Annotated in this window: 16 protein-coding genes and 1 pseudogene; 7 read left to right on the forward strand and 10 right to left on the reverse strand. The window is 72.5% G+C overall.

The genetic code is table 11. The features are described 5' to 3' along the window. Positions 1-350: 350 nt before the first annotated feature. From IO30_RS44810 to IO30_RS0124325, 7 genes and pseudogenes are all read right to left on the reverse strand, one after another. Positions 351-482 (reverse strand): annotated as a pseudogene (locus IO30_RS44810) (IS5/IS1182 family transposase); the annotation flags it as partial. Positions 483-566: 84 nt separating this feature from the next. Next, entirely contained in the window at positions 567-908 is a 342-nt protein-coding gene (locus IO30_RS0124300; RefSeq protein WP_031146143.1) for a hypothetical protein, read from the reverse strand. A gap of 109 nt (positions 909-1,017) precedes the next feature. Continuing rightward, positions 1,018-2,328 (reverse strand): DUF58 domain-containing protein, encoded by a 1,311-nt coding sequence (locus IO30_RS0124305; protein WP_031146145.1) that lies wholly within the window; start codon positions 2,326-2,328, stop codon positions 1,018-1,020. Beyond that, a complete protein-coding gene (locus IO30_RS0124310; RefSeq protein WP_031146147.1) occupies positions 2,328-3,308 on the reverse strand; it encodes an AAA family ATPase in 981 nt (326 codons plus the stop codon). The genes IO30_RS0124305 and IO30_RS0124310 overlap by 1 nt, the downstream gene beginning before the upstream one ends. Then, positions 3,305-4,510: a DUF4350 domain-containing protein gene (locus tag IO30_RS0124315; protein ID WP_031146149.1), complete on the reverse strand. Its 1,206-nt coding sequence runs from the start codon at positions 4,508-4,510 to the stop codon at positions 3,305-3,307. Before IO30_RS0124315 ends, IO30_RS0124310 begins: the two co-directional genes overlap by 4 nt. Further along, positions 4,507-5,187, reverse strand: a complete 681-nt coding sequence (locus tag IO30_RS0124320; protein WP_031146151.1) for a DUF4129 domain-containing protein — start codon at positions 5,185-5,187, stop codon at positions 4,507-4,509. The genes IO30_RS0124315 and IO30_RS0124320 overlap by 4 nt, the downstream gene beginning before the upstream one ends. Before the next feature lie 7 nt (positions 5,188-5,194). Then, entirely contained in the window at positions 5,195-6,547 is a 1,353-nt protein-coding gene (locus IO30_RS0124325) for a hypothetical protein (RefSeq protein ID WP_031146153.1), read from the reverse strand. Between the two features lie 235 nt (positions 6,548-6,782). Here IO30_RS0124325 and mtrA point away from each other — a divergent pair, with 235 nt between their 5' ends. The 6 genes from mtrA (at position 6,783) to IO30_RS0124355 (ending at position 14,151) form a co-directional block, all read left to right on the forward strand. Beyond that, complete coding sequence (gene mtrA, locus IO30_RS0124330; protein ID WP_189973359.1) at positions 6,783-7,472, forward strand: two-component system response regulator MtrA; 690 nt, start codon at positions 6,783-6,785, stop codon at positions 7,470-7,472. Position 7,473: 1 nt separating this feature from the next. After that, positions 7,474-9,414, forward strand: a complete 1,941-nt coding sequence (mtrB, locus tag IO30_RS0124335; RefSeq protein ID WP_373316497.1) for an MtrAB system histidine kinase MtrB — start codon at positions 7,474-7,476, stop codon at positions 9,412-9,414. Further along, positions 9,404-11,329: an LpqB family beta-propeller domain-containing protein gene (locus IO30_RS0124340; RefSeq protein WP_234321922.1), complete on the forward strand. Its 1,926-nt coding sequence runs from the start codon at positions 9,404-9,406 to the stop codon at positions 11,327-11,329. The genes mtrB and IO30_RS0124340 overlap by 11 nt, the downstream gene beginning before the upstream one ends. A 101-nt stretch (positions 11,330-11,430) precedes the next feature. After that, the gene (locus IO30_RS0124345; RefSeq protein ID WP_037895016.1) at positions 11,431-12,165 is read left to right on the forward strand and encodes a ComF family protein; all 735 of its coding nucleotides are present in this window, start codon (positions 11,431-11,433) and stop codon (positions 12,163-12,165) included. A gap of 345 nt (positions 12,166-12,510) precedes the next feature. Beyond that, the gene (hpf, locus tag IO30_RS0124350; RefSeq protein ID WP_031146164.1) at positions 12,511-13,206 is read left to right on the forward strand and encodes a ribosome hibernation-promoting factor, HPF/YfiA family; all 696 of its coding nucleotides are present in this window, start codon (positions 12,511-12,513) and stop codon (positions 13,204-13,206) included. Positions 13,207-13,410: 204 nt separating this feature from the next. Continuing rightward, on the forward strand, positions 13,411-14,151 hold the full coding sequence (locus IO30_RS0124355) for a response regulator (RefSeq protein ID WP_031146166.1): 741 nt from the start codon (positions 13,411-13,413) through the stop codon (positions 14,149-14,151). Positions 14,152-14,203: 52 nt separating this feature from the next. Here IO30_RS0124355 and IO30_RS0124360 read toward each other — a convergent pair whose 3' ends face one another. Together IO30_RS0124360 and IO30_RS0124365 are read right to left on the reverse strand one after the other, a co-directional pair. Next, on the reverse strand, positions 14,204-15,397 hold the full coding sequence (locus tag IO30_RS0124360; RefSeq protein ID WP_031146168.1) for a winged helix-turn-helix domain-containing protein: 1,194 nt from the start codon (positions 15,395-15,397) through the stop codon (positions 14,204-14,206). Positions 15,398-15,406: 9 nt separating this feature from the next. Further along, positions 15,407-15,988, reverse strand: a complete 582-nt coding sequence (locus IO30_RS0124365; protein WP_031146170.1) for a GNAT family N-acetyltransferase — start codon at positions 15,986-15,988, stop codon at positions 15,407-15,409. A 240-nt stretch (positions 15,989-16,228) separates the two neighbouring features. On the opposite strand from IO30_RS0124365, the gene secA reads away from it, so the two are divergent. Next, entirely contained in the window at positions 16,229-19,033 is a 2,805-nt protein-coding gene (secA, locus tag IO30_RS0124370) for a preprotein translocase subunit SecA (protein ID WP_031146172.1), read from the forward strand. A gap of 173 nt (positions 19,034-19,206) precedes the next feature. Here the strand turns inward: secA and IO30_RS48160 are convergent, their stop codons facing one another. Further along, on the reverse strand, positions 19,207-19,467 hold the full coding sequence (locus IO30_RS48160; protein ID WP_031146174.1) for an Rv3235 family protein: 261 nt from the start codon (positions 19,465-19,467) through the stop codon (positions 19,207-19,209). Between the last annotated feature and the right edge of the window lie 472 nt (positions 19,468-19,939).

A 19,939-nucleotide genomic window follows, 5' to 3' on the forward strand; every position in this document is an offset into this window, starting at 1 on the left:
GATGGTACTGCAGGGGGGACCCTGTGGGAGAGTAGGACGCCGCCGAACAATCATTGTGGGAAAGCCCCGCACCTTATGGTGCGGGGCTTTTCTGCGTTCCGGGGCAGAATCCCGTGTGGCGGGGGGTCCACGACGACGCCGGTCACCGGGTTGCCCATGTCGTGTCGCTGAGGGTCGCGCGTCAGCAGTCTGGGCCTCGATCTGACGGTGCAGCCGCATCACGTTCAGCCCGTGGGGAGCCGTGGGGCTTCCTCACTGTGAGGAAAATCTGACACACCCCCCTAAGGGCTGTCCCGCAATTGATCTTTGACGGTGGCAGGGGAGTCCCGCCTATCGGCGGCAGATCCGGACTACGCGGCCTGGAGGAGGTTGTGGAGGTGGGCGATGCCGAGCATGGCGTGATGGACGCCATCGCCCTTGAGGCGCCAGTCGCGCAGGATCTTCCAGGTCTTCATCCGGGCGAAGACATCCTCGACACGGGCGTGCGGAACTCTCGCGGGCTCAGCCCGGTGAACGGGGCTGTCCAGGACGACTCCGACGCCGTGATCACACCAGCCATGCCAAGATCATTCCACTGCTTCGGGATCCTCCTGCGCGTAGGCAGCCCGGCAGCGTTCGACCTGCTCGGTGACCTGCGCCATGAACCAGCGCATGATCTCGTATGGGATGACGTGCTCGTCATGGCTGTGGATGTGGACGGTCGGCTCCAGAGTCGGATCCTCGTCAGGGACGAACGCCGCCAGAAAGCCAACCCCGTGCGTGTGAGTCGGGCTGCCGGGGATCTCGGCCCACGCTGCCGGCGCTGGCACGGCCTCGCTCAGCTCCAGGGTCCAGGCGTCGTCAGGTCCCGCGTAGATGGACAGGACGGCGTAGTGCCGGCCCGCGTGTTCTCTCAGCTCTGCTGGCATGTCCGCAGGCTGTCACAGCTGTCCGTCCGGAGTCGCACCGATATCCGGCCGAGGACCCGCTCCTCGGAGCCTCAGCCACGCGGCTCAACCAGCGGTTACGGGACAACCCTCAGAGGCGGCCGGCGGCCTTGAGGGCCAGGTAGGCGTCGGCCAAAGCCGGGGGCAGGTCGTCCGGGGTGGCGTCGACCACGTGCACGCCGTGGCGGGTGAGCTGCTCGGCCGTGCGGCGGCGCTGCGACTGGGACTGGGTGCCGGCCGCGGCCTCGTAGACCGCGTCCACACTGCCCCGCGCCTTTGTCATGTCCGCGACGTGCGGGTCGGCCACCGAAGCCAGGATGACCGTGTGGCGCTGGGTGAGGCGGGCGAGGACGGGGAGCAGGCCCTCTTCGACGGGGGCCTTGTCCAGGCTCGTCAGGAGGACCACCAGGGAGCGGCGCGGGGCACTGCGCAGGATGGTGGACACCAGCGAGCGGGAGTCGGTCTCCACGAGCTCCGGCTCCAGCGTCGCCATCGCGTTCACGAAGGACGGCAGTACGTCGGCCGCGGGGCGGCCCTGGACCTGGGCGCGGGGGCGGCGGTCGTGGGCCAGGAGGTCCACGCGGTCGCCGGCGCGGGTGGCCAGGGCGGCCAGCAGCAGGGCGGCGTCCATCGCGGAGTCCAGGCGGGGGGCGTCGCCGACGCGGCCCGCCGAAGTACGGCCGGTGTCCAGGCAGATGAGGATGTGCCGGTCGCGTTCGGGGCGCCAGGTGCGGACGGCCACCTTGTTCTGGCGGGCCGTGGCCCGCCAGTCGATGGAGCGGGTGTCGTCGCCGGGGACGTAGTCGCGGAGGCTGTCGAACTCGGTGCCCTCACCGCGCGTCAGGAGGCTGGTGCGGCCGTCCAGTTCGCGCAGTCGGGCGAGCCGGGACGGCAGGTGCTTGCGGCTGGTGAAGGGCGGCAGGACGCGGACCGTCCAGGGCACCACGTGGGCGCCCTGGCGGGCCCAGAGGCCCAGCGGCCCGTACGAGCGGACGGTGACCCGGTCGGCCGTGCGGTCGCCGCGGCGGGTGGGCAGCAAGTGGGTCGTGAGGCGCCGTCGTTCGCCCGCCGGGACGGTGAGCTCGTGGCGGGACGCCGCGGCCTCGGTGCCGGGCAGCCAGCTGCTGGGGGGCCATCCGTCGCGGACGCGGGCGCGGAGCTTGCGGCCGCCGGGGTTGGTGACGGTGAGGTGGACGTCCGCGGGTTCGCCGAGGCGGACCGAGGTATCACCCGAACGGCTCAGTCCCAGCGTGCGGACCGGTGTGGCCAGGGCGTGGTCGATCGCGCAGGCGAGGGCCAGGGGCCCGTTGACGGCGATGATCCCCGCCCAGCTCGGGTCGATGATCCCGACGGGGATGCTGCTGAGGGCCGCGATCAGGGCGGCGCGTCCCGTGATGGCCATCAGCGCGGTACGGGGACGTGGGAGAGGATCGCGGTGATGACGGCGTCGGCCTTGACCCCCTCCATCTCGGCCTCGGGGCGCAGCTGGACGCGGTGGCGGAGGGTCGGCAGGGCGAGGGCCTTGACGTCGTCGGGGGTGACGTAGTCACGGCCGGTGAGCCAGGCCCAGGCGCGGGAGGTGGCCAGCAGGGCGGTCGCACCGCGGGGGGAGACGCCGAGGGTGAGGGACGGGGACTCGCGGGTGGCGCGGCAGACGTCGACGACGTAGCCGGCGATCTCGGGGGAGACGGACACCTTGGCGACGGCCTCGCGGGCGGCTTCGAGCTCTGCGGGTCCTGCGACCGGGCGGACGCCCGCGGAGTGCAGGTCGCGGGGGTCGAAGCCGGCGGCGTGCCGGGTCAGGACGCCGATCTCGTCCTCGCGGGAGGGCAGCGGGACGGTGAGCTTGAGGAGGAAGCGGTCCAGCTGGGCTTCGGGGAGGGGGTAGGTGCCCTCGTACTCCAGCGGGTTCATGGTGGCGGCGACGAGGAAGGGCTCGGGCAGCGGGCGGGCGGTGCCGTCGACCGTGACCTGGCGCTCCTCCATCGCTTCGAGGAGCGAGGACTGGGTCTTGGGGGGTGTCCGGTTGATCTCGTCCGCGAGGAGGAGGTTGGTGAAGACCGGGCCGTTCTGGAAGGAGAACTCGGCGGTGCGGGCGTCGTAGACCAGGGAGCCGGTGACGTCGCTGGGCATCAGGTCCGGGGTGAACTGGACGCGCTTGGTGTCGAGTTCGAGGGAGGCCGCGAGGGCCCGTACGAGGAGGGTCTTCGCGACGCCGGGGACGCCTTCGAGGAGGACGTGGCCGCGGCACAGGAGTGCGACGACGAGACCGGTGACGGCGGAGTCCTGACCGACCACGGCCTTGCCGATCTCGGTGCGGAGCGCTTCGAGGGAAGCGCGGGCGCTGTCCGCGGCGGCGGATTCGGTGGCCGGGTACGTCATGACGTGCGGACCTCTCTTTCGAGGGCGTCGAGGTGGTCGGCGAGCGCGACGAGGGCCGCGTCGTCGGAAGGGGTGGGGCCGAAGAGGAGGGCGGTCGTGTCACGGGACCCGTCGGGGAGCCGGGTGGAGACCGCGGGGACCAGTGCGGCGGGGTCGTGGGCCTGGGACTGGGGTACGCCGACCAGCGCGGCCAGGCGTTCGCGGGCGGCGGCGCGCAGCACGGTGGCGGCGCGGTCGCGGGCCCCGGCCTTGCGGTAGAGGCGGGCGCGGCCCTCGGTGGCCTCGGAGGCGCGGATGACGACGGGGAGGTTCTCGGTGACGAGGGGTCCCAGGCGGCGGGCGCGCCAGAGGGCGGCGAGGACGGCGGCGGCGAAGAGCTGGAGCAGGGCCCAGGACCAGCCGGCGGGGACGAGGTCGAAGAGGGACTTGTCCTCGTCCGCGGACGTGGCGTCCGGGTCGGTGTCGGAGAGGGTCGGCAGGTACCAGACGAGGTCCGGGTGGGCGCCGAGGAGCTGGAGGGCGAGGGAGGCGTTGCCCTCCTGGGCGAGGTTCTCGTTGAGGAGGATCGACTCGGAGCCCAGGACGACGGTGTCGCCGCCGGTGGTGCCGGTGGGCAGGACGAGGAGGGTGGGGTGGCCGTTGCCGGGGTAGCAGGCGGTGGCCCCGGGGCGGGTGGTGCTGTAGCGCAGGCCGGTGCCGGTGGTGGCGCGGCCGGCTGAAGTGGCGGCGGGGAGGGCGCAGCCGGGGGCGAGGTCGTCGGCGGACCAGCCGTCCTCGGTGCGCACGCCGGGGGCCAGGGCGGCCAGGGCGGTGCTGCCGGGGGCGAGGAGGACCGTACGGCCGCCGGAGAGGTCCATGGCGGAGCGGACGGTGCGGCGCTGGGCGTCCCCGAGCAGTTCGGGGTCGGTGACCAGGAGGGTGGTGCGGGGGCCGGAGGCGGCGGCGGCCTCGCGGGCGGTGGTGACGACCCGGGTGGTGACTCCGCGGTCCTCCAGGAGCTGGGCGAGGGCCCGGCTGCCGGTGGGGTCGGCGGAGCGGGGGTCGAGGTAGCCGTGCCGGGTGCCGCTGTCGAGGGCGGCGAGGGCGACGGCGGAGGCGAGGAGGAGGACGAGGAGGGCGACGATGCCGCGGGCGCGGCGCCAGAGCTGTGCGGCGCCGAGGGCGGTGGAGGTGGTGGCCGGGGGCGCGGTGGGGCCGGTCATGCGGTGGGTCCCGTCAGGAGCGGCTTGGCGCGGTCCAGGGTGAGGTCGAGGGCGCGCAGCCGCTCGTACGTCGCGGCGTCGCCGGTGCGGCCGCCGTAGGTGACGTCGTCGAAGGCGCGGGCGGCGGCGCGCAGGTCCCCGGCGTGGCCGGGGAGGGAGACGGCGGCTTCGGCGGCCGCTTCGTCGGCGGTGCGGCCGGGGCGCGGGTCGAGGAGGGTGCGTTCCTCCAGGGAGCGGACGACGGCGCGCATGCGTTCCTGGACGGCTTCGGTCCAGCGGCCCGCGGCGGCGTGGGCGTCGGCGCTCCTGCGGTGGTCGGCGGCGCTGCGTATGCCGTCGTCGAAGAGGGTGGCGGCTGCGGTGGTGATCCGGCGGGGGGCGCCGAGCCGCCACCACAGGGCGGCGACGGCGAGGACGACGACGAGGAGGATCACGAGGAGGCCGACGGGGCCGCCGGGGGTGGCCCCGGAGGCCCGTTCGAAGAGTCCGTCGATCCAGTCCCAGAACCGGTCCAGTGCGCGGTCGAGCAGGCTGGGGTCGTTCTGGTGGTAGAGCCGTTTGGACAGCTCCTGCTCGGCCGCTTCCCGGGCCGGGTCGCGCGGTGTCGTCACCGGTGGTGTCTCTGCTGCGGGCAGCAGGGACGCGGCGCGGTCGATGAGGCCCCCCGTACTCATCATCGGTGCATCAGCCTCCGGTGACCGGTCCGCCGGCGGTCTGTGCGGCGGAGGTGCCGGGGGTGTCGGTGCCGGCGGCCCGGACCAGTTCGAGGTCGAGTGCCTCGCGGCGGATGCGCTGGTCGACGTAGAGGAGGGTGGTGACGCCGGTCTGCATGGGCAGGGTGACGGCGGCGCCGACGACCGAGCCGACGGCGGCGATGATCAGGAAGGTCCAGCTCTGGGTGGCGGAGCCGTCGAGGAAGGAGCCCATGCCGCCCGGTGCCACGAACATGGCGACGATCGCGAAGGGCATCACCATGATCATGGCCGTGAGCTTGGCGATGAGGGCGGTGAGCAGGCTGATGCCGAAGATCCGCCACCAGGAGCCCTTGACGAGCTTGGCGGAGCGCTTGAGGGCGGCGCCGATGGAGCCGCGCTCCAGCATCAGTGCGGGCGGTGCCAGCAGGAAGGACACGTAGAACCAGGCCAGCAGGACGACCCCGACGGGGAAGCCGAGCGCGATCAGGCCCGGGCTGTCCGCCAGGATGCCGGGGAGCATCGGCAGCATTCCGGCGGCGAGGGCGCCGAGGAACAGGACGAGGGTCAGGCCCAGGAGGCGGCCCGCCAGGGGGCGCAGGGTGCGCAGGGTCGAGGAGACCGTGGTCCCGTGGCCGAGGACGGCGGCGCTGACGACGGGTGCGAGGAGCGCGGTGACCAGGAACAGGCCGAGGATCTCGGTGTAGTAGCTGAACGCGTAGAAGACCATGGCGTCGCCCATGGCGTCGAGCAGCTCGGACGGGCCGGCCGTCTCGTCGGTGGTGAACGCGTAGGTGTCCATGGTGGCGCGCTGGACGAGGAGCAGGGCCAGCTGGAACAGGGCGGCGACGACGAGGGTGACGGACAGGACCGTGCGCCAGTGCTTGCGCAGGATGCCGACCGCGCCGTCGAGGATCTCGCCGAGGCCCAGGGGGCGCAGCGGGATGATGCCGGGCTTGGCGGCGGGGGGCTTGCCCCACTGGCCGGTGCCGCCCGGGTAGCCGTAGGGCGTGCCGGGCTGGGGGTACTGGCCGGGGTAGGGGCCGTTCTGCGGGCCGCCGGGGTGCTGGCCGGGCTGCTGGCCGTACGAGCCCCAGCCTGCGCCCTGAGGTGCCTGTGGGGCGTTCTGGCCGGCGTCGCGGGGTGCGTCGGTGCCCGGGCTCGACCACTGGCCGGGCGGGGGCTGCTGGGCGGACCACTTCTGGTCGCCTGCGGGCTGCGCGGGCTGCTCGGGACCGGCAGCCGGCTGGGTGGTGCCGGAGCCTGACTGGTCGGCTGGTGCCCCCGGCCGCTCGCCGTCGGACGGAGAGGATCCGGGCGTAGCCCAGCCCGGAGAGTCGTTCATCGTCGCTCCTTCACGTGCACGTGCTGCGGCGGGGGCGCCGGTCGCTGCCATCGTGCCACGTGGGGTACACGAACGGACCAGCCGTCCCCCCCGGATCTTGGGCAGCCCGTACCTTCAATTGTCACCCGGATCCGGGGCAGACTGGTCGACCTGATCTCCACGCAGGTCCGAGGGGCGATTTCCAGCCCTTTTGGCTGTGGGACAGCTCACCGCCAGGTAACGATTAGCTAATGGGATGATGTCAAGCATGAAGGGACGAGTCCTTGTCGTCGACGACGACACCGCGCTGGCCGAGATGCTCGGCATTGTGCTGCGTGGAGAAGGTTTTGAGCCGTCGTTCGTAGCTGACGGTGACAAGGCACTGGCTGCCTTCCGGGAGGCGAAGCCCGATCTGGTCCTGCTCGACCTCATGCTCCCCGGAAGGGACGGCATAGAGGTGTGCAGGCTGATCAGGGCCGAGTCGGGGGTGCCCATCGTCATGCTCACGGCCAAGAGCGACACGGTGGACGTCGTGGTGGGCCTGGAATCCGGTGCCGACGACTACATCGTCAAGCCGTTCAAGCCGAAGGAGCTGGTGGCCCGCATCCGGGCCCGTCTGCGCCGGTCGGAGGAGCCCGCCCCCGAGCAGCTGGCCATCGGTGACCTCGTCATCGACGTGGCCGGGCACTCGGTCAAGCGGGACGGTGCCTCCATCGCCCTGACCCCGCTCGAGTTCGACCTGCTGGTCGCCCTCGCGCGCAAGCCCTGGCAGGTGTTCACCCGTGAGGTGCTGCTGGAGCAGGTCTGGGGCTACCGGCACGCGGCGGACACCCGGCTGGTGAACGTGCACGTGCAGCGCCTGCGCTCCAAGGTCGAGAAGGACCCGGAGCGCCCCGAGATCGTCGTGACGGTGCGTGGTGTCGGCTACAAGGCCGGACCCAGCTGACGTGCAGCCCGGCCGGGACCGGGGCGCCTCCGGCCGGGGGATCCTGCGGGGCGGCCGGCTGCTCCACGAACGGGCGGCCGCCGGGCCGCTGCTGCGGCTGTTCGTGCGCCTCGTGCGACGGCCGCTGCTCCCGGCTGTCCGGCTGTGGCGGCGCAACATCCAGCTCCGGGTGGTCGCCGCCACCCTGCTGATATCGCTGGCCGTGGTCCTCGCGCTCGGTTTCGTCGTCATCGCCCAGGTCAGCACGGGCCTCCTCGACGCCAAGGAGGAGGCCGCGCAGAGCCAGGCCGCGGGCGGGTTCGCGGTCGCGCAGGAGAAGGCCAACACCCCGGCGACCGTGGACGGGCCCGACGCCACCGACAACAAGGTCGGCCGCGACGCGAGCACCTGGATGAACTCGCTCGTCAAGCAGCTGGCCAGTGGCGGCCAGACCGCCTTCGAGGTGGTCGCGCTCGGCGCGGGCACCGGGGTGGAGCAGGGCGGCCCCAACGCGCTCGGCGTCCGCGGCGCGCGCGCCTCCGGCAACGTCGACCCGACCGCGAGCGTCCCGCTGGGGCTGCGCCAGGCCGTCAACCACGCCACCGGGGCCTTCAAGACCTTCTCCGAGATCCGCTACACGGCCGGATCCGGGGAGAAGGCGCCCGAGCCCGCGCTGGTCGTGGGCAAGCGGCTCACCGACATCAACGGGGAACCGTACGACCTCTACTACCTCTTCCCGCTGACCCAGGAGGAGGAGTCCCTCAACCTGGTCAAGGTCACCATCTCCACCGCCGGCCTGTTCGTCGTCGTCCTGCTCGGCGGCATCGCCTGGCTCGTCGTGCGCCAGGTCGTCACCCCCGTGCGGATGGCCGCCGGGATCGCCGAGCGGCTCTCCGACGGGCGGCTCCAGGAGCGGATGAAGGTCACCGGCGAGGACGACATCGCGCGCCTCGGCGAGGCCTTCAACAAGATGGCGCAGAACCTCCAGAACAAGATCCAGCAGCTGGAGGACCTGTCGCGGATGCAGCGCCGCTTCGTCTCGGACGTCTCGCACGAGCTGCGGACCCCGCTGACGACGGTACGGATGGCCGCGGACGTCATCCACGACGCCCGGGTCGACTTCGACCCGGTCACCGCGCGCTCCGCCGAACTGCTGGCGGGGCAGCTCGACCGCTTCGAGTCGCTGCTGTCCGACCTGCTGGAGATCAGCCGCTTCGACGCGGGGGCCGCCGCCCTGGAGGCGGAGCCGATCGACCTGCGGGACGTCGTGCACCGCGTCATCGGCGGGGCCGAGCCGCTCGCCGAGCACAAGGGGACCCGGATCCGGGTCCTGGGCGACAGCCAGCCCGTCATCGCCGAGGCGGACTCGCGGCGCGTGGAGCGGGTGCTGCGCAACCTCGTCGTCAACGCCGTGGAGCACGGGGAGGGCCGCGACGTCGTGGTCCGCCTCGCGTCCGCGGGCGGTGCCGTCGCGGTCGCCGTGCGGGACTACGGGGTCGGCCTCAAGCCGGGCGAGGCCACCCGCGTCTTCAACCGCTTCTGGCGGGCCGACCCGGCCCGCGCCCGGACGACCGGCGGGACCGGCCTCGGCCTGTCCATCGCCGTCGAGGACGCCCGGCTGCACGGCGGCTGGCTTCAGGCCTGGGGCGAGCCCGGCGGCGGCTCGCAGTTCCGTCTGACGCTGCCGCGGACCGCCGACGAACCGCTGCGGGGCTCGCCGATCCCGCTGGAGCCCGAGGACTCCCGGGCCAACCGGGCCAGGGCCGCCTCGGAGGCCGCGGGCAGCGCGGCGGACCGCCGGCCGCCGGAGGGCGGTGACCGCTCGCCGATACCGCCGAGGTCCGCGGTGGCCGGGGCGATGCCGGTGCCCGCCGACCCGACGGCCCTGCCCGGCAGCGGTGCGCGGGTGGTGGCCAGGCCGGCCGAGCAGTCAGCACAGGAGGACCGAGCCGATGGAGGCTGAGCCCATGGCCGGGCGGGCGGGGAACGAAGGGGCGGGGAGCGCAGAGGCGGGGAACGAAGGGGCGGGGAACGTGCGGGACGGCGGCCGGGTCCGGATGCGCGGGCGGCGCCCGCGCATCCTGAGGGCGTACGCCCTCGCACTGGCCGTGCTGCTGACGGCGGGCTGCGCCTCCATGCCCGACCACGGCGAGATCCGTCCGGTGGAGGCCTCGCAGGGCGTCGACTCCCAGGTGCGGGTCTTCAGCGTCCCGCCCGCCGACAAGGCCAGCGCGGCCGAGATCGTCGACGGCTTCCTGGAAGCCATGACCAGTGACGACCCGCAGCTGGAGACGGCCCGCAAGTACCTCACCGAGGACGCCGCCAAGAGCTGGAAGCCCGGCTCCGCCGTCACCGTCCTGTCCGCGGGCCTCGACCGGCGCTCGGTGCAGGGCGAGAAGGACCCCGCGGGGCCCCGCTGGAAGGTCACCGGCAAGAAGCTTGCGACGGTCGACGAGCGCAGCGCCTACCAGCCGGAGACCGGGGACGAGCAGTACGAGGAGTTCCTCCAGCTCACCCAGGAGAACAAGCAGTGGCGGATCACGAGCCCGCCGAGCACCCTGGTCCTGTCCGAGTCCGACTTCCAGCGCATCTACATGCCCGTCAACAAGTACTACTTCGCCGGCGGCACGCTCGTCGCCGACCAGGTGTACGTGCGCCAGCGCAACGACCCCGAATCGCGCATGGACCCCACCACGCAGACCGTGCAGTCGCTGCTCGCGGGCCCGTCCAAGTGGCTCGGACCGGTCGTCGCCTCCAGCTTCCCCACCGGTACGGAGCTGCGCCAGGGCACCAAGTCCCTCTCGTACGACGGCCAGAACACGCTGCGCGTGCCGCTCAACGACAAGGCGGACAACGTCGCGCAGCCGCAGTGCCAGAAGATGGCCACCCAACTCCTGTACACGGTGCGGGAGCTGTCGGCCTCTAGGCTGGAGCGGGTCGAACTGCTGCGCTCCGACGCCAAGTCCTCCTCGCTGTGCGTGGTGACCGAGGCCGCCGCGGCCGTGATCGCGAACCGGGTCCGCGCCCCCGAGTACCAGTACTACGTCGACGGCGAGGGCCGGCTGGTCCGGATGAAGCTCGACGTCACCAGTGAGGACCCGCAGAGCCGCCCCGAACGGGTGCCGGTGCCGCTGCCCCCCACCTTCAAGGCGGCCTCGGCGGCCGTGGCGCACGACGAGCGGCACGCCGCGGTCGTCTCCGAGGACGGGCACGGGCTGTACGTGGTCCAGCTGTCGGCAGGGGAGAGCGTGCCGCCACCGGCGGTCACCAGCAAGGGGAGCAAGCCGAACGGGCTGAGCGCGCCCAGCTGGGACGCGGCGGGCGACGTGTGGGTCGCGGACCAGGACCCGCAGCACCCCGCGCTGTGGCGGGTGCCGAACGGCACCGCGACCGCGGAGAAGGTCCAGGTGGCCGGACTCGACGGCGGGCGCATCCTCTCGCTGAAGGTCTCCTCCGACGGGGTGCGGATCGCGCTGCTCGTGGAGCGCGGCAGCCGCAAGACCCTCTACATCGGGCGGATCGAACGCCCCGACGGCAAGGGGGACACCTCGGCCGTGTCGGTGCGCGAGCTGCGCCCGGCCGCCCCGCAGATGGCCGAGGTGACGGCGATGAGCTGGGCGCCGCGGGGCCGGCTGCTGGTGGTGGGCCGCGAGAGCCTCGGGGTCCGGCAGGCCCGGTACATGCTGGCGGACGGGTCGATGGTCGCGGGCAGCCTGCCCGGGGCCACCGGGCTCATCGCGGTCGCGGCCTCGGAGGACGAGACGAAGGTGCGGCCGGTGGTCGCGTACCTGGAGGACGACGGGATCGTGTGGCTGCCGCCGGGGGCGCAGTGGCGCACGGTGGCGCCGGACGGACGGGCGCCGGTCTACCCGGGCTGACCGGGCTGACCGGGCCGGCCGGGCCGGTCAGCCCGGCCGGGCTACGGGCTCGTCGTCCACAGGGGTGGCGGCTGCCCGCGCCGCCCGGGAGAGTGGACGTCATGCGGGGGTGGTGGCAGGAGCTCGCGGGGCTGGTGCTGCCGGCCGACTGCGCCGGGTGCGGGGCCGCCCGGGCGCTGCTGTGCGCCGTCTGCCGGGAAGCGCTGAGCGGTTCGGGCGCGGGTCCGGTGCGGCCCTGGCCGCGGCCCGCCGGGCTGCCGGTGGTGCATGCGGCCGCCGTATACGAGGAGGCCGTACGGGCCGTCGTGCTGGCCCACAAGGAGCGCGGGGTGCTGCCCCTGGCCGGATGGCTGGGCGGGGCCCTGGCGGTGGCCGTCAGCTCCGTCCTGGCGGGTGCGGGCGGGGAGGTGGCCCTGGTCCCGGTGCCCTCGGCGCGGCGGCAGGTCCGCGCACGCGGGCACGATCCGGCGCGCAGGACCGCGCTGGCGGCCGCGGCGCGGCTGCGGCGGGCCGGTGTCCGCGCGCGGGTGGCGCCCGTACTGCGTCAGCGGCGGGCGGTGGCGGACCAGGCGGGCCTGGGGGCGCGGGAGCGCCGGGAGAACCTCCGGGGGGCGCTGGAGGTGTGCCGGTACGGGGCGCGGGTGACGGCCGGGGCCCGGATCGTGCTCGTGGACGACTTGATCACCACCGGAGCGACCCTCGCGGAGGCGGCGCGTGCGGTGCGGGCTGCGGGCCTGGTGGGGGCCGTTCCGAGGGCTGCGGTGGTGGCTGCGGCGGCGGACTCCTTCGTACAGATCCGGTCGGCAACGCGCAGAGGGCAAAAATCTTGTGAATAGATTTGGAACTGGAGGGGAAGGCCCATCGTTGCAGGTAGTAAGAGTGAACAGCCACCTGAACGGAGGTACGTTCCGGTAGCGGGTGCCGACAACCGCCATTGAGAGATATGTTCGGTTGTGAGGAACTGGCGAACCTTGGGCCCCACGCATCGGATCGCAAGTTTTGGAAATCTTCGTGTCAGGAGGCTGTCTCTCGACTCCGAAGTCGGTGGGGTGCAGATCTTGCCGATGGGGGAGGAGGAGGTGAAAGTCGCCAAGTCCGAGACTCCGGTGTTCATCGGAGTCTGGTGCGAAAGGGAGACGCTTCGCCCCATGAGGCGGAGCTATCCGGGAACGGAGTTCTGCGTGGACATCGTCGTCAAGGGCCGCAAGACCGAGGTGCCCGACCGGTTCCGCAAGCACGTGGCCGAGAAGCTGAATCCGGAGCGGATCCAGAAGCTCGACGCCAAGGTGATCAGCTTGGACGTCGAGGTGTCCAAGGAGCACAACCCGCGCCAGGCCGACCGTTCCGACCGCGTGGAGATCACCCTGCGTTCGCGGGGTCCGGTGATCCGGGCCGAGGCCGCCGCTGCTGACCCGTATGCGGCACTCGACCTCGCTCAGGACAAGCTCGAGGCCCGGCTGCGCAAGCAGCACGACAAGCGCCACACCCGGCGCGGCAGCGGACGCATCTCGGCGGCAGAGGTCGCCGACGTCGTACCGGACGCCGCGGTCCTGAACGGGAACGGAGAGCCGGTCTCCGAGGAGAAGGCGGACGCGATTCCGACCACGAGGATCGGATCGCTGGAAGTGCAGGGCGAAGGCCCGCTGATCGTCCGCGAGAAGACCCACTCGGCCGCACCCATGTCGCTCGACCAGGCCCTGTACGAAATGGAACTGGTCGGCCACGACTTCTATCTGTTCGTCGACTCCGAGACCAAACTGCCCAGCGTCGTCTACCGGCGCCACGCCTATGACTACGGAGTCATCCACGTGAACCCGGACGGTGCCTCCAGTTCCGAGGAACCGCGCGGCGGTGCCGGCGGAGCGCTCGGCGGCTGAGCACATCCATTTCTTTGCCCCTGCGGGTCGCCGAGGCGTCCCGCAGGGGCACCTGTATGAACGCGTATGCGCCAGAGGCTTGCCGACAGACCCCCGCGCCGTGGTGCGGGCATGGAATCATGGCGGGCAGTCAACCGGCGGCGGTGCCCTTCCGGTTGGTCCAGCAGTTCGGGCACACGCAGGGCACATGCAGGGGGAGGAACGATGGCGGACAGCTTCGGGCCGGTGCGCGGTGACGACGGCGCGGGCTGCCGTGAGGCGGATCCGGCGGGGGTTTCGGCCGGTGAGCCCATCCGGGTGCTCGTGGTCGACGACCACGCACTCTTCCGGCGCGGGCTGGAGATCGTCCTCGCGCAGGAGGAGGACATCCAGGTCGTCGGCGAGGCCGGGGACGGCGCGGAGGCGGTGGACAAGGCCGCGGACCTGCTGCCGGACATCGTGCTGATGGACGTGCGGATGCCCCGGCGCGGCGGCATCGAGGCCTGCACCTCGATCAAGGAGGTGGCCCCCTCCGCGAAGATCATCATGCTGACGATCAGCGACGAGGAGGCGGACCTCTACGACGCGATCAAGGCGGGCGCGACCGGATACCTCCTCAAGGAGATCTCCACCGACGAGGTCGCCACGGCGATCCGGGCGGTGGCGGACGGGCAGTCGCAGATCAGCCCCTCGATGGCCTCGAAGCTGCTCACCGAGTTCAAGTCGATGATCCAGCGCACCGACGAGCGGCGGCTGGTGCCGGCGCCGAGGCTGACGGACCGCGAGCTGGAGGTCCTGAAGCTGGTGGCGACGGGCATGAACAACCGGGACATCGCCAAGCAGTTGTTCATCTCCGAGAACACGGTGAAGAACCACGTGCGCAACATCCTGGAGAAGCTCCAGCTGCACTCCCGCATGGAGGCCGTGGTCTACGCGATGCGGGAGAAGATCCTGGAGATCCGCTAGCCGCTCTCCCCGGCGGGGGCCCTGGCGGGGCCCCGGCGAGGGCCCCGGCCGGTCACGGGCGCTGCGCGCGGAGCTCCGCGGTGACGGCGGCGGCCTCGGCGGGGGAGGCCGCGCGTTCGACGCGTACCTCCTCGCAGCCCACCCAGCGCGCGGCCTCCCACAGGGCCCCGGCCATGGCGGCAGCGGCGCGGGGAGTCTCCAGGGAGAGCTGACGGGCGACCAGGGTGGTGCCCTCGCGGGCCGGGTCCACGCGGCCCTGGAGCCGGCCGCCTGCCAGCAGCGGCATCGCGAAGTACCCGTGCACCCGCTTGGGCTTGGGGACGTACGCCTCCAGGCGGTGCGTGAACCCGAAGATCCGTTCCGTGCGCGGGCGGTCCCACACCAGGGAGTCGAACGGGGAGAGCAGCGTGGTGCGGTGGCGGCCCCGGGGGACCGTCGCGAGCGCCTCGGGGTCCGCCCAGGCCGCCTTGGACCAGCCCTCGACCTCCACAGGGACCAGCCCGGAGTCCGCGATGACCGAGTCGACCTGTGCGCCGCCCAGGCGGTGGTAGTCGGCGATGTCGGCACGGGTGCCGACGCCGAGGGACCGGCCGGCCAGGGCGACGAGGCGGCGCATGCACTCGCGGTCGTCGAGGTCGTCGTGGAGCAGGGCGTCGGGCACGGCCCGCTCGGGCAGGTCGTAGACCCGCTTCCAGCCGCGGCGCTCGCCGCACACCACCTCGCCGGTGTCGAGCAGCCACTCCACGGCGATCTTGGTCTCGGACCAGTCGAACCACTCGCCGCCGTTCTTGGTGCCGCCGAGCTCGCTGGAGGTCAGCGGACCGTCGGCCTTCAGGCGGTCCAGGACCGTCTGCGTCGAGCGGTCCTTGTCCTGGAGCACGTGCCAGCGGTGGCCGCGCACCCGGTTGGCCCGGCGGCGGAAGGCGAAGTGCGGCCACTCCTCGACGGGCAGGATGCAGGCGGCGTGCGACCAGTACTCGAAGGCGTGCCGGTCGGACCAGTACGCCGCCTCCACCGTGTCGCGGCCGACCGCGCCGAGGCGGGCGTAGGGGATCAGCTCGTGCGACCGGGCCAGGACCGAGATCGTGTCCAGCTGTACGGCGCCCAGGTGCCGCAGGACCCCGCGCACCCCCGCGCGCCGGTCGGGGGCCCCGATGAACCCCTGGGCGCGCAGCGCGATGCGCCGGGCCTCGTCGGCGGACAGGGACAGGGTCGGCTGCGGCTGGCCGGGCAGGGTCGCGGTCATGCCCGGAGCCTAGAGGCCGCCACTGACAGCGGGCAGGTACGGGAGCGCGGGCGTCAGCCCGAGGTCCGAGGGGAGCAGGGCGCCGACCCAGGAGTCCCGGGCGGTGCCGTTCCTGACCAGGGCGGCCCGCAGCAGCCCTTCGATGCGGAAGCCGGCCTTCTCGGCGACGGCGCGCGAACCGTCGTTGCCGACCTCGGCGCGCCATTCCAGCCGTACGGCGCCCAGCTCGGTGAAGGACCAGCGGGCGACGGCCCGTACGGCCTCGGTCATGTAGCCGCGGCCGCGGTGCTCGCGGACCGTCCAGTAGCCGATCTCGTACGCGTCCGCTTCGCGGCGGTGCACGCCGAGGGCGGCGACCAGCGGGCCGCCGGGGCCCAGGCGCACGGCGAAGCTGTGGGCGGTGCCGTCGCGCCAGCCGTCCGGGACGACCTCGGTCACGAAGCGGCGGGCGTGCTCCCGCTCGTAGGGGGAGGGGACCATCGTCCAGCGCTGGATGCCGGGGTCCTGGGCGGCCGCGTGGACCTCGTCCTCGTCGGCGGGGCCGAAGGGCCGCAGGTCCAGCCGGTCGGTGAGCAGGGTGGTGGGTTCCATGAACGGATTCTGCTGGCGGCCGGGGGAGGAGGCGAAGGCTTTTCCGCAAAGAGGCGGCGTGAACCGCGGCACCTTCGGGGGCCCCCGTACGTTCTCATTCCGGGCGCCCGTGCCCTGGCGGTACGGCGGACCTCCCGACGCGACCACGTCCTCGCTTACGATGGCCGTTGCGGTGGGGCCCACCTGCCGTGCCCGTGTACGTACAGTGCCCAGGCCCGACCGGCAAGGAGACAAACCTCGGTGTCCGTCTTCAACAAGCTCATGCGTGCAGGCGAAGGCAAGATCCTGCGCAAACTGCACCGCATCGCGGACCAGGTCAACTCCATCGAAGAGGACTTCGTCAACCTCTCCGACGCCGAGTTGCGTGCGCTCACGGACGAGTACAAGCAGCGCTTCCAGGACGGCGAGAGCCTGGACGACCTGCTGCCCGAGGCCTTCGCGACCACGCGCGAGGCCGCGAAGCGCGTCCTCGGCCAGCGGCACTACGACGTCCAGATCATGGGTGGCGCCGCGCTGCACCTCGGCTACGTCGCCGAGATGAAGACCGGTGAGGGCAAGACCCTCGTCGGCACGCTCCCCGCGTACCTGAACGCGCTGTCCGGCAAGGGCGTCCACCTGATCACGGTGAACGACTACCTCGCCGAGCGCGACTCCGAGCTGATGGGCCGGGTGCACAAGTTCCTCGGCCTGGAGGTCGGCTGCATCCTGGCGAACATGTCGCCGGCGCAGCGCCGCGAGCAGTACAACTGCGACATCACGTACGGCACGAACAACGAGTTCGGCTTCGACTACCTGCGCGACAACATGGCGTGGTCCCAGGACGAGCTCGTCCAGCGCGGCCACAACTTCGCCGTGGTCGACGAGGTCGACTCGATCCTCGTCGACGAGGCCCGTACCCCGCTTATCATCTCCGGCCCGGCCGACCAGGCCACCAAGTGGTACGGGGACTTCGCGAAGCTCGTCACCCGCCTGACCAAGGGCGAGGCCGGCCAGCCGCTCAAGGGCATCGAGGAGACCGGCGACTACGAGGTCGACGAGAAGAAGCGCACCGTCGCCATCCACGAGGCGGGCGTGGCGAAGGTCGAGGACTGGCTCGGCATCGAGAACCTCTACGAGTCGGTGAACACCCCGCTCGTCGGTTACCTGAACAACGCCATCAAGGCGAAGGAACTGTTCAAGATCGACAAGGACTACGTCGTCATCGACGGCGAAGTCATGATCGTCGACGAGCACACCGGCCGTATCCTCGCCGGCCGCCGCTACAACGAGGGCATGCACCAGGCGATCGAGGCGAAGGAAGGGGTGGACATCAAGGACGAGAACCAGACCCTCGCCACGATCACCCTGCAGAACTTCTTCCGCCTCTACTCGAAGCTGTCGGGCATGACCGGTACGGCCATGACCGAGGCCGCCGAGTTCCACCAGATCTACAAGCTCGGCGTCGTCCCGATCCCGACCAACCGCGCGATGGTCCGCAAGGACCAGGCCGACCTGATCTACCGGACCGAGGTCGCGAAGTTCGCCGCCGTCGTCGACGACATCGCGGAGAAGCACGAGAAGGGCCAGCCGATCCTCGTCGGTACGACGTCGGTCGAGAAGTCCGAGTACCTCTCGCAGCAGCTCTCCAAGCGCGGCATCCCGCACGAGGTCCTCAACGCCAAGCAGCACGACCGGGAGGCGACGATCGTCGCCCAGGCCGGCCGCCGCGGCGCCGTCACCGTCGCCACCAACATGGCCGGCCGCGGTACCGACATCAAGCTCGGCGGCAACCCGGACGACCTCGCCGAGGCCGAGCTGCGCCAGCGGGGTCTGGACCCCGAGGAGCACATCGAGGAATGGGCGCACGCCCTGCCCGAGGCGCTCACGCGGGCCGAGGCGGCCGTGAAGGCGGAGTTCGAGGAGGTCAAGGAGCTCGGCGGGCTGTACGTGCTGGGCACCGAGCGCCACGAGTCGCGCCGTATCGACAACCAGCTGCGCGGCCGCAGCGGCCGTCAGGGCGACCCGGGCGAGTCGCGGTTCTACCTGTCGCTGGGCGATGACCTGATGCGGCTGTTCAAGGCGCAGATGGTCGAGCGCGTCATGGCGATGGCCAACGTGCCGGACGACGTGCCGATCGAGAACAAGATGGTGACGCGCGCGATCGCGTCGGCCCAGTCGCAGGTGGAGACCCAGAACTTCGAGACGCGCAAGAACGTCCTGAAGTACGACGAGGTCCTCAGCCGCCAGCGCGAGGTCATCTACAGCGAGCGCCGCCGGGTGCTGGAGGGCGAGGACCTCCAGGACCAGGTCCGCCACATGATGGACGACACGATCGACGCGTACATCGCGGCCGAGACGGTCGAGGGCTTCGCCGAGGAGTGGGACCTGGACCGGCTGTGGGGCGCGTTCAAGCAGCTCTACCCGATCAAGGTCACGGTGGACGAGCTGGAGGACGCCGCGGGCGACCGCGCGGGCATCACCGCCGAGTTCATCGCGGAGTCCGTCAAGGACGACATCCACGAGCAGTACGAGGCGCGCGAGAAGACGCTCGGCTCCGACATCATGCGCGAGCTGGAGCGGCGCGTGGTGCTGTCGGTCCTGGACCGCAAGTGGCGTGAGCACCTGTACGAGATGGACTACCTGCAGGAGGGCATCGGCCTGCGGGCGATGGCCCAGAAGGACCCGCTGGTCGAGTACCAGCGCGAGGGCTTCGACATGTTCAACGCCATGCAGGACGGCATCAAGGAGGAGTCCGTCGGCTACCTGTTCAACCTGGAGGTCCAGGTCGAGCAGCAGGTCGAGGAGCTTCCGGTGCAGGACGCGGCGCCGTCCCTGACCAAGGACTCGGCCGTGGCCACCGCCACGCGTCCGGAGATCCGTGCGAAGGGGCTGGACGCTCCGCAGCGGCCGGACCGGCTGCACTTCTCGGCGCCGACCGTCGACGGCGAGGGCGGTGTGGTCGAGGGCGACTTCGACAACGGCTCCGCGGGTGACGGCGACGGGCTGACGCGGGCGGAGCGCCGCAAGGCGCAGAAGGCCTCCGGCGGGCGCCGCCGCAAGAAGTGACCCCGCTGGGGTCGTGAGCCACCGGCCGGGGCCGGGCACCTTCGCGGTGTCCGGCCCCGGCCGTTTCGCGTCCCGCGTGGGGTCGGGGCCGGGTGGCGGGCCGGGTGCGGCGTCGTTGCCGGGGCTCCGCCCCGGGCCCCTGTGCCGCGCGTGCCTGCGGGGCCGGGGGCACGTCACGGGCGCGGGCCCTGGATCTCCACGGCCGCGCAGCGCCAGCGCAGGTCGGGGCCCTGTTCCAGGCGGAAGGCCATCGCAGTGACGCGGTCGCCCGTCACGATGCGGGCGAAGGCCTCGATGACGCCCGGGCCGGGGATGAAGCGGCCGCACCGGCGGATGACGGGGGACAGCCGCTCGCCGCCCGCGGGGTCGGCCGGGGCCAGGGTGACCAGCTGCTGGTAGGCGGGGCCGACGGTGTGCCCGAGGAGCGAGTGCACGGGGCGGCGGCCGCTGACGACCGCCAGGAGGCGCTCGGCGAACCAGTGGTGGGGCCCGCTGCGGGCCGTGGGCGGCGGGCCGACGGGGCGGCGCGGGGCGACGGGCCGCAGACTTCCGACCGGAGCCGGCGGCCCTGCGGGGGGCCGTACGACGGCCGTGCGCGGGGGGTCGGCGGGGCGGCGGGTGCCGGGCGTGCGCGAGACGTCTGCCGGGCGCCCGGGCGGCGGCGCGCCTGCCGGCCGCCGGGTGCCGACGGCACGCGAGGGGTACGCCGGGGACCCCTTCGCCGGCGGGCCGGCGGGGCGCCGGGTGCGGGACGTGCGCGAAGTGGGGGCCGGGGTTGTGGGGTGCGTGTGCGGAGGGTCCGCCGGGGACCCGTTCGGCGGCGGGCCTGCGGGGCGCCCGGTGGTCGTAGGCGGGCTGGTGGGGCGTTCTGCGACGGTCGTGGGTCGCTGGTCCGTGGCGCGTGCG

Source organism: Streptomyces xanthophaeus (assembly GCF_000725805.1).
Taxonomy (GTDB): Bacteria; Actinomycetota; Actinomycetes; order Streptomycetales; family Streptomycetaceae; genus Streptomyces; species Streptomyces xanthophaeus.

What these genes read in the sequence shown, in the direction of transcription:
- IO30_RS0124300 (WP_031146143.1), bottom strand. Translation starts at nt 908, where the DNA reads ATGCCAGCAGAGCTGAGAGAACACGCGGGCCGGCACTACGCCGTCCTG.
- mtrA (WP_189973359.1), top strand. Translation starts at nt 6,783, where the DNA reads ATGATGTCAAGCATGAAGGGACGAGTCCTTGTCGTCGACGACGACACC.
- IO30_RS0124340 (WP_234321922.1), top strand. Translation starts at nt 9,404, where the DNA reads ATGGAGGCTGAGCCCATGGCCGGGCGGGCGGGGAACGAAGGGGCGGGG.
- IO30_RS0124315 (WP_031146149.1), bottom strand. Translation starts at nt 4,510, where the DNA reads ATGACCGGCCCCACCGCGCCCCCGGCCACCACCTCCACCGCCCTCGGC.
- IO30_RS0124365 (WP_031146170.1), bottom strand. Translation starts at nt 15,988, where the DNA reads ATGGAACCCACCACCCTGCTCACCGACCGGCTGGACCTGCGGCCCTTC.
- IO30_RS0124325 (WP_031146153.1), bottom strand. Translation starts at nt 6,547, where the DNA reads ATGAACGACTCTCCGGGCTGGGCTACGCCCGGATCCTCTCCGTCCGAC.
- IO30_RS0124355 (WP_031146166.1), top strand. Translation starts at nt 13,411, where the DNA reads ATGGCGGACAGCTTCGGGCCGGTGCGCGGTGACGACGGCGCGGGCTGC.
- IO30_RS0124310 (WP_031146147.1), bottom strand. Translation starts at nt 3,308, where the DNA reads ATGACGTACCCGGCCACCGAATCCGCCGCCGCGGACAGCGCCCGCGCT.
- IO30_RS0124305 (WP_031146145.1), bottom strand. Translation starts at nt 2,328, where the DNA reads ATGGCCATCACGGGACGCGCCGCCCTGATCGCGGCCCTCAGCAGCATC.
- IO30_RS0124360 (WP_031146168.1), bottom strand. Translation starts at nt 15,397, where the DNA reads ATGACCGCGACCCTGCCCGGCCAGCCGCAGCCGACCCTGTCCCTGTCC.
- IO30_RS0124320 (WP_031146151.1), bottom strand. Translation starts at nt 5,187, where the DNA reads ATGATGAGTACGGGGGGCCTCATCGACCGCGCCGCGTCCCTGCTGCCC.
- IO30_RS0124345 (WP_037895016.1), top strand. Translation starts at nt 11,431, where the DNA reads ATGCGGGGGTGGTGGCAGGAGCTCGCGGGGCTGGTGCTGCCGGCCGAC.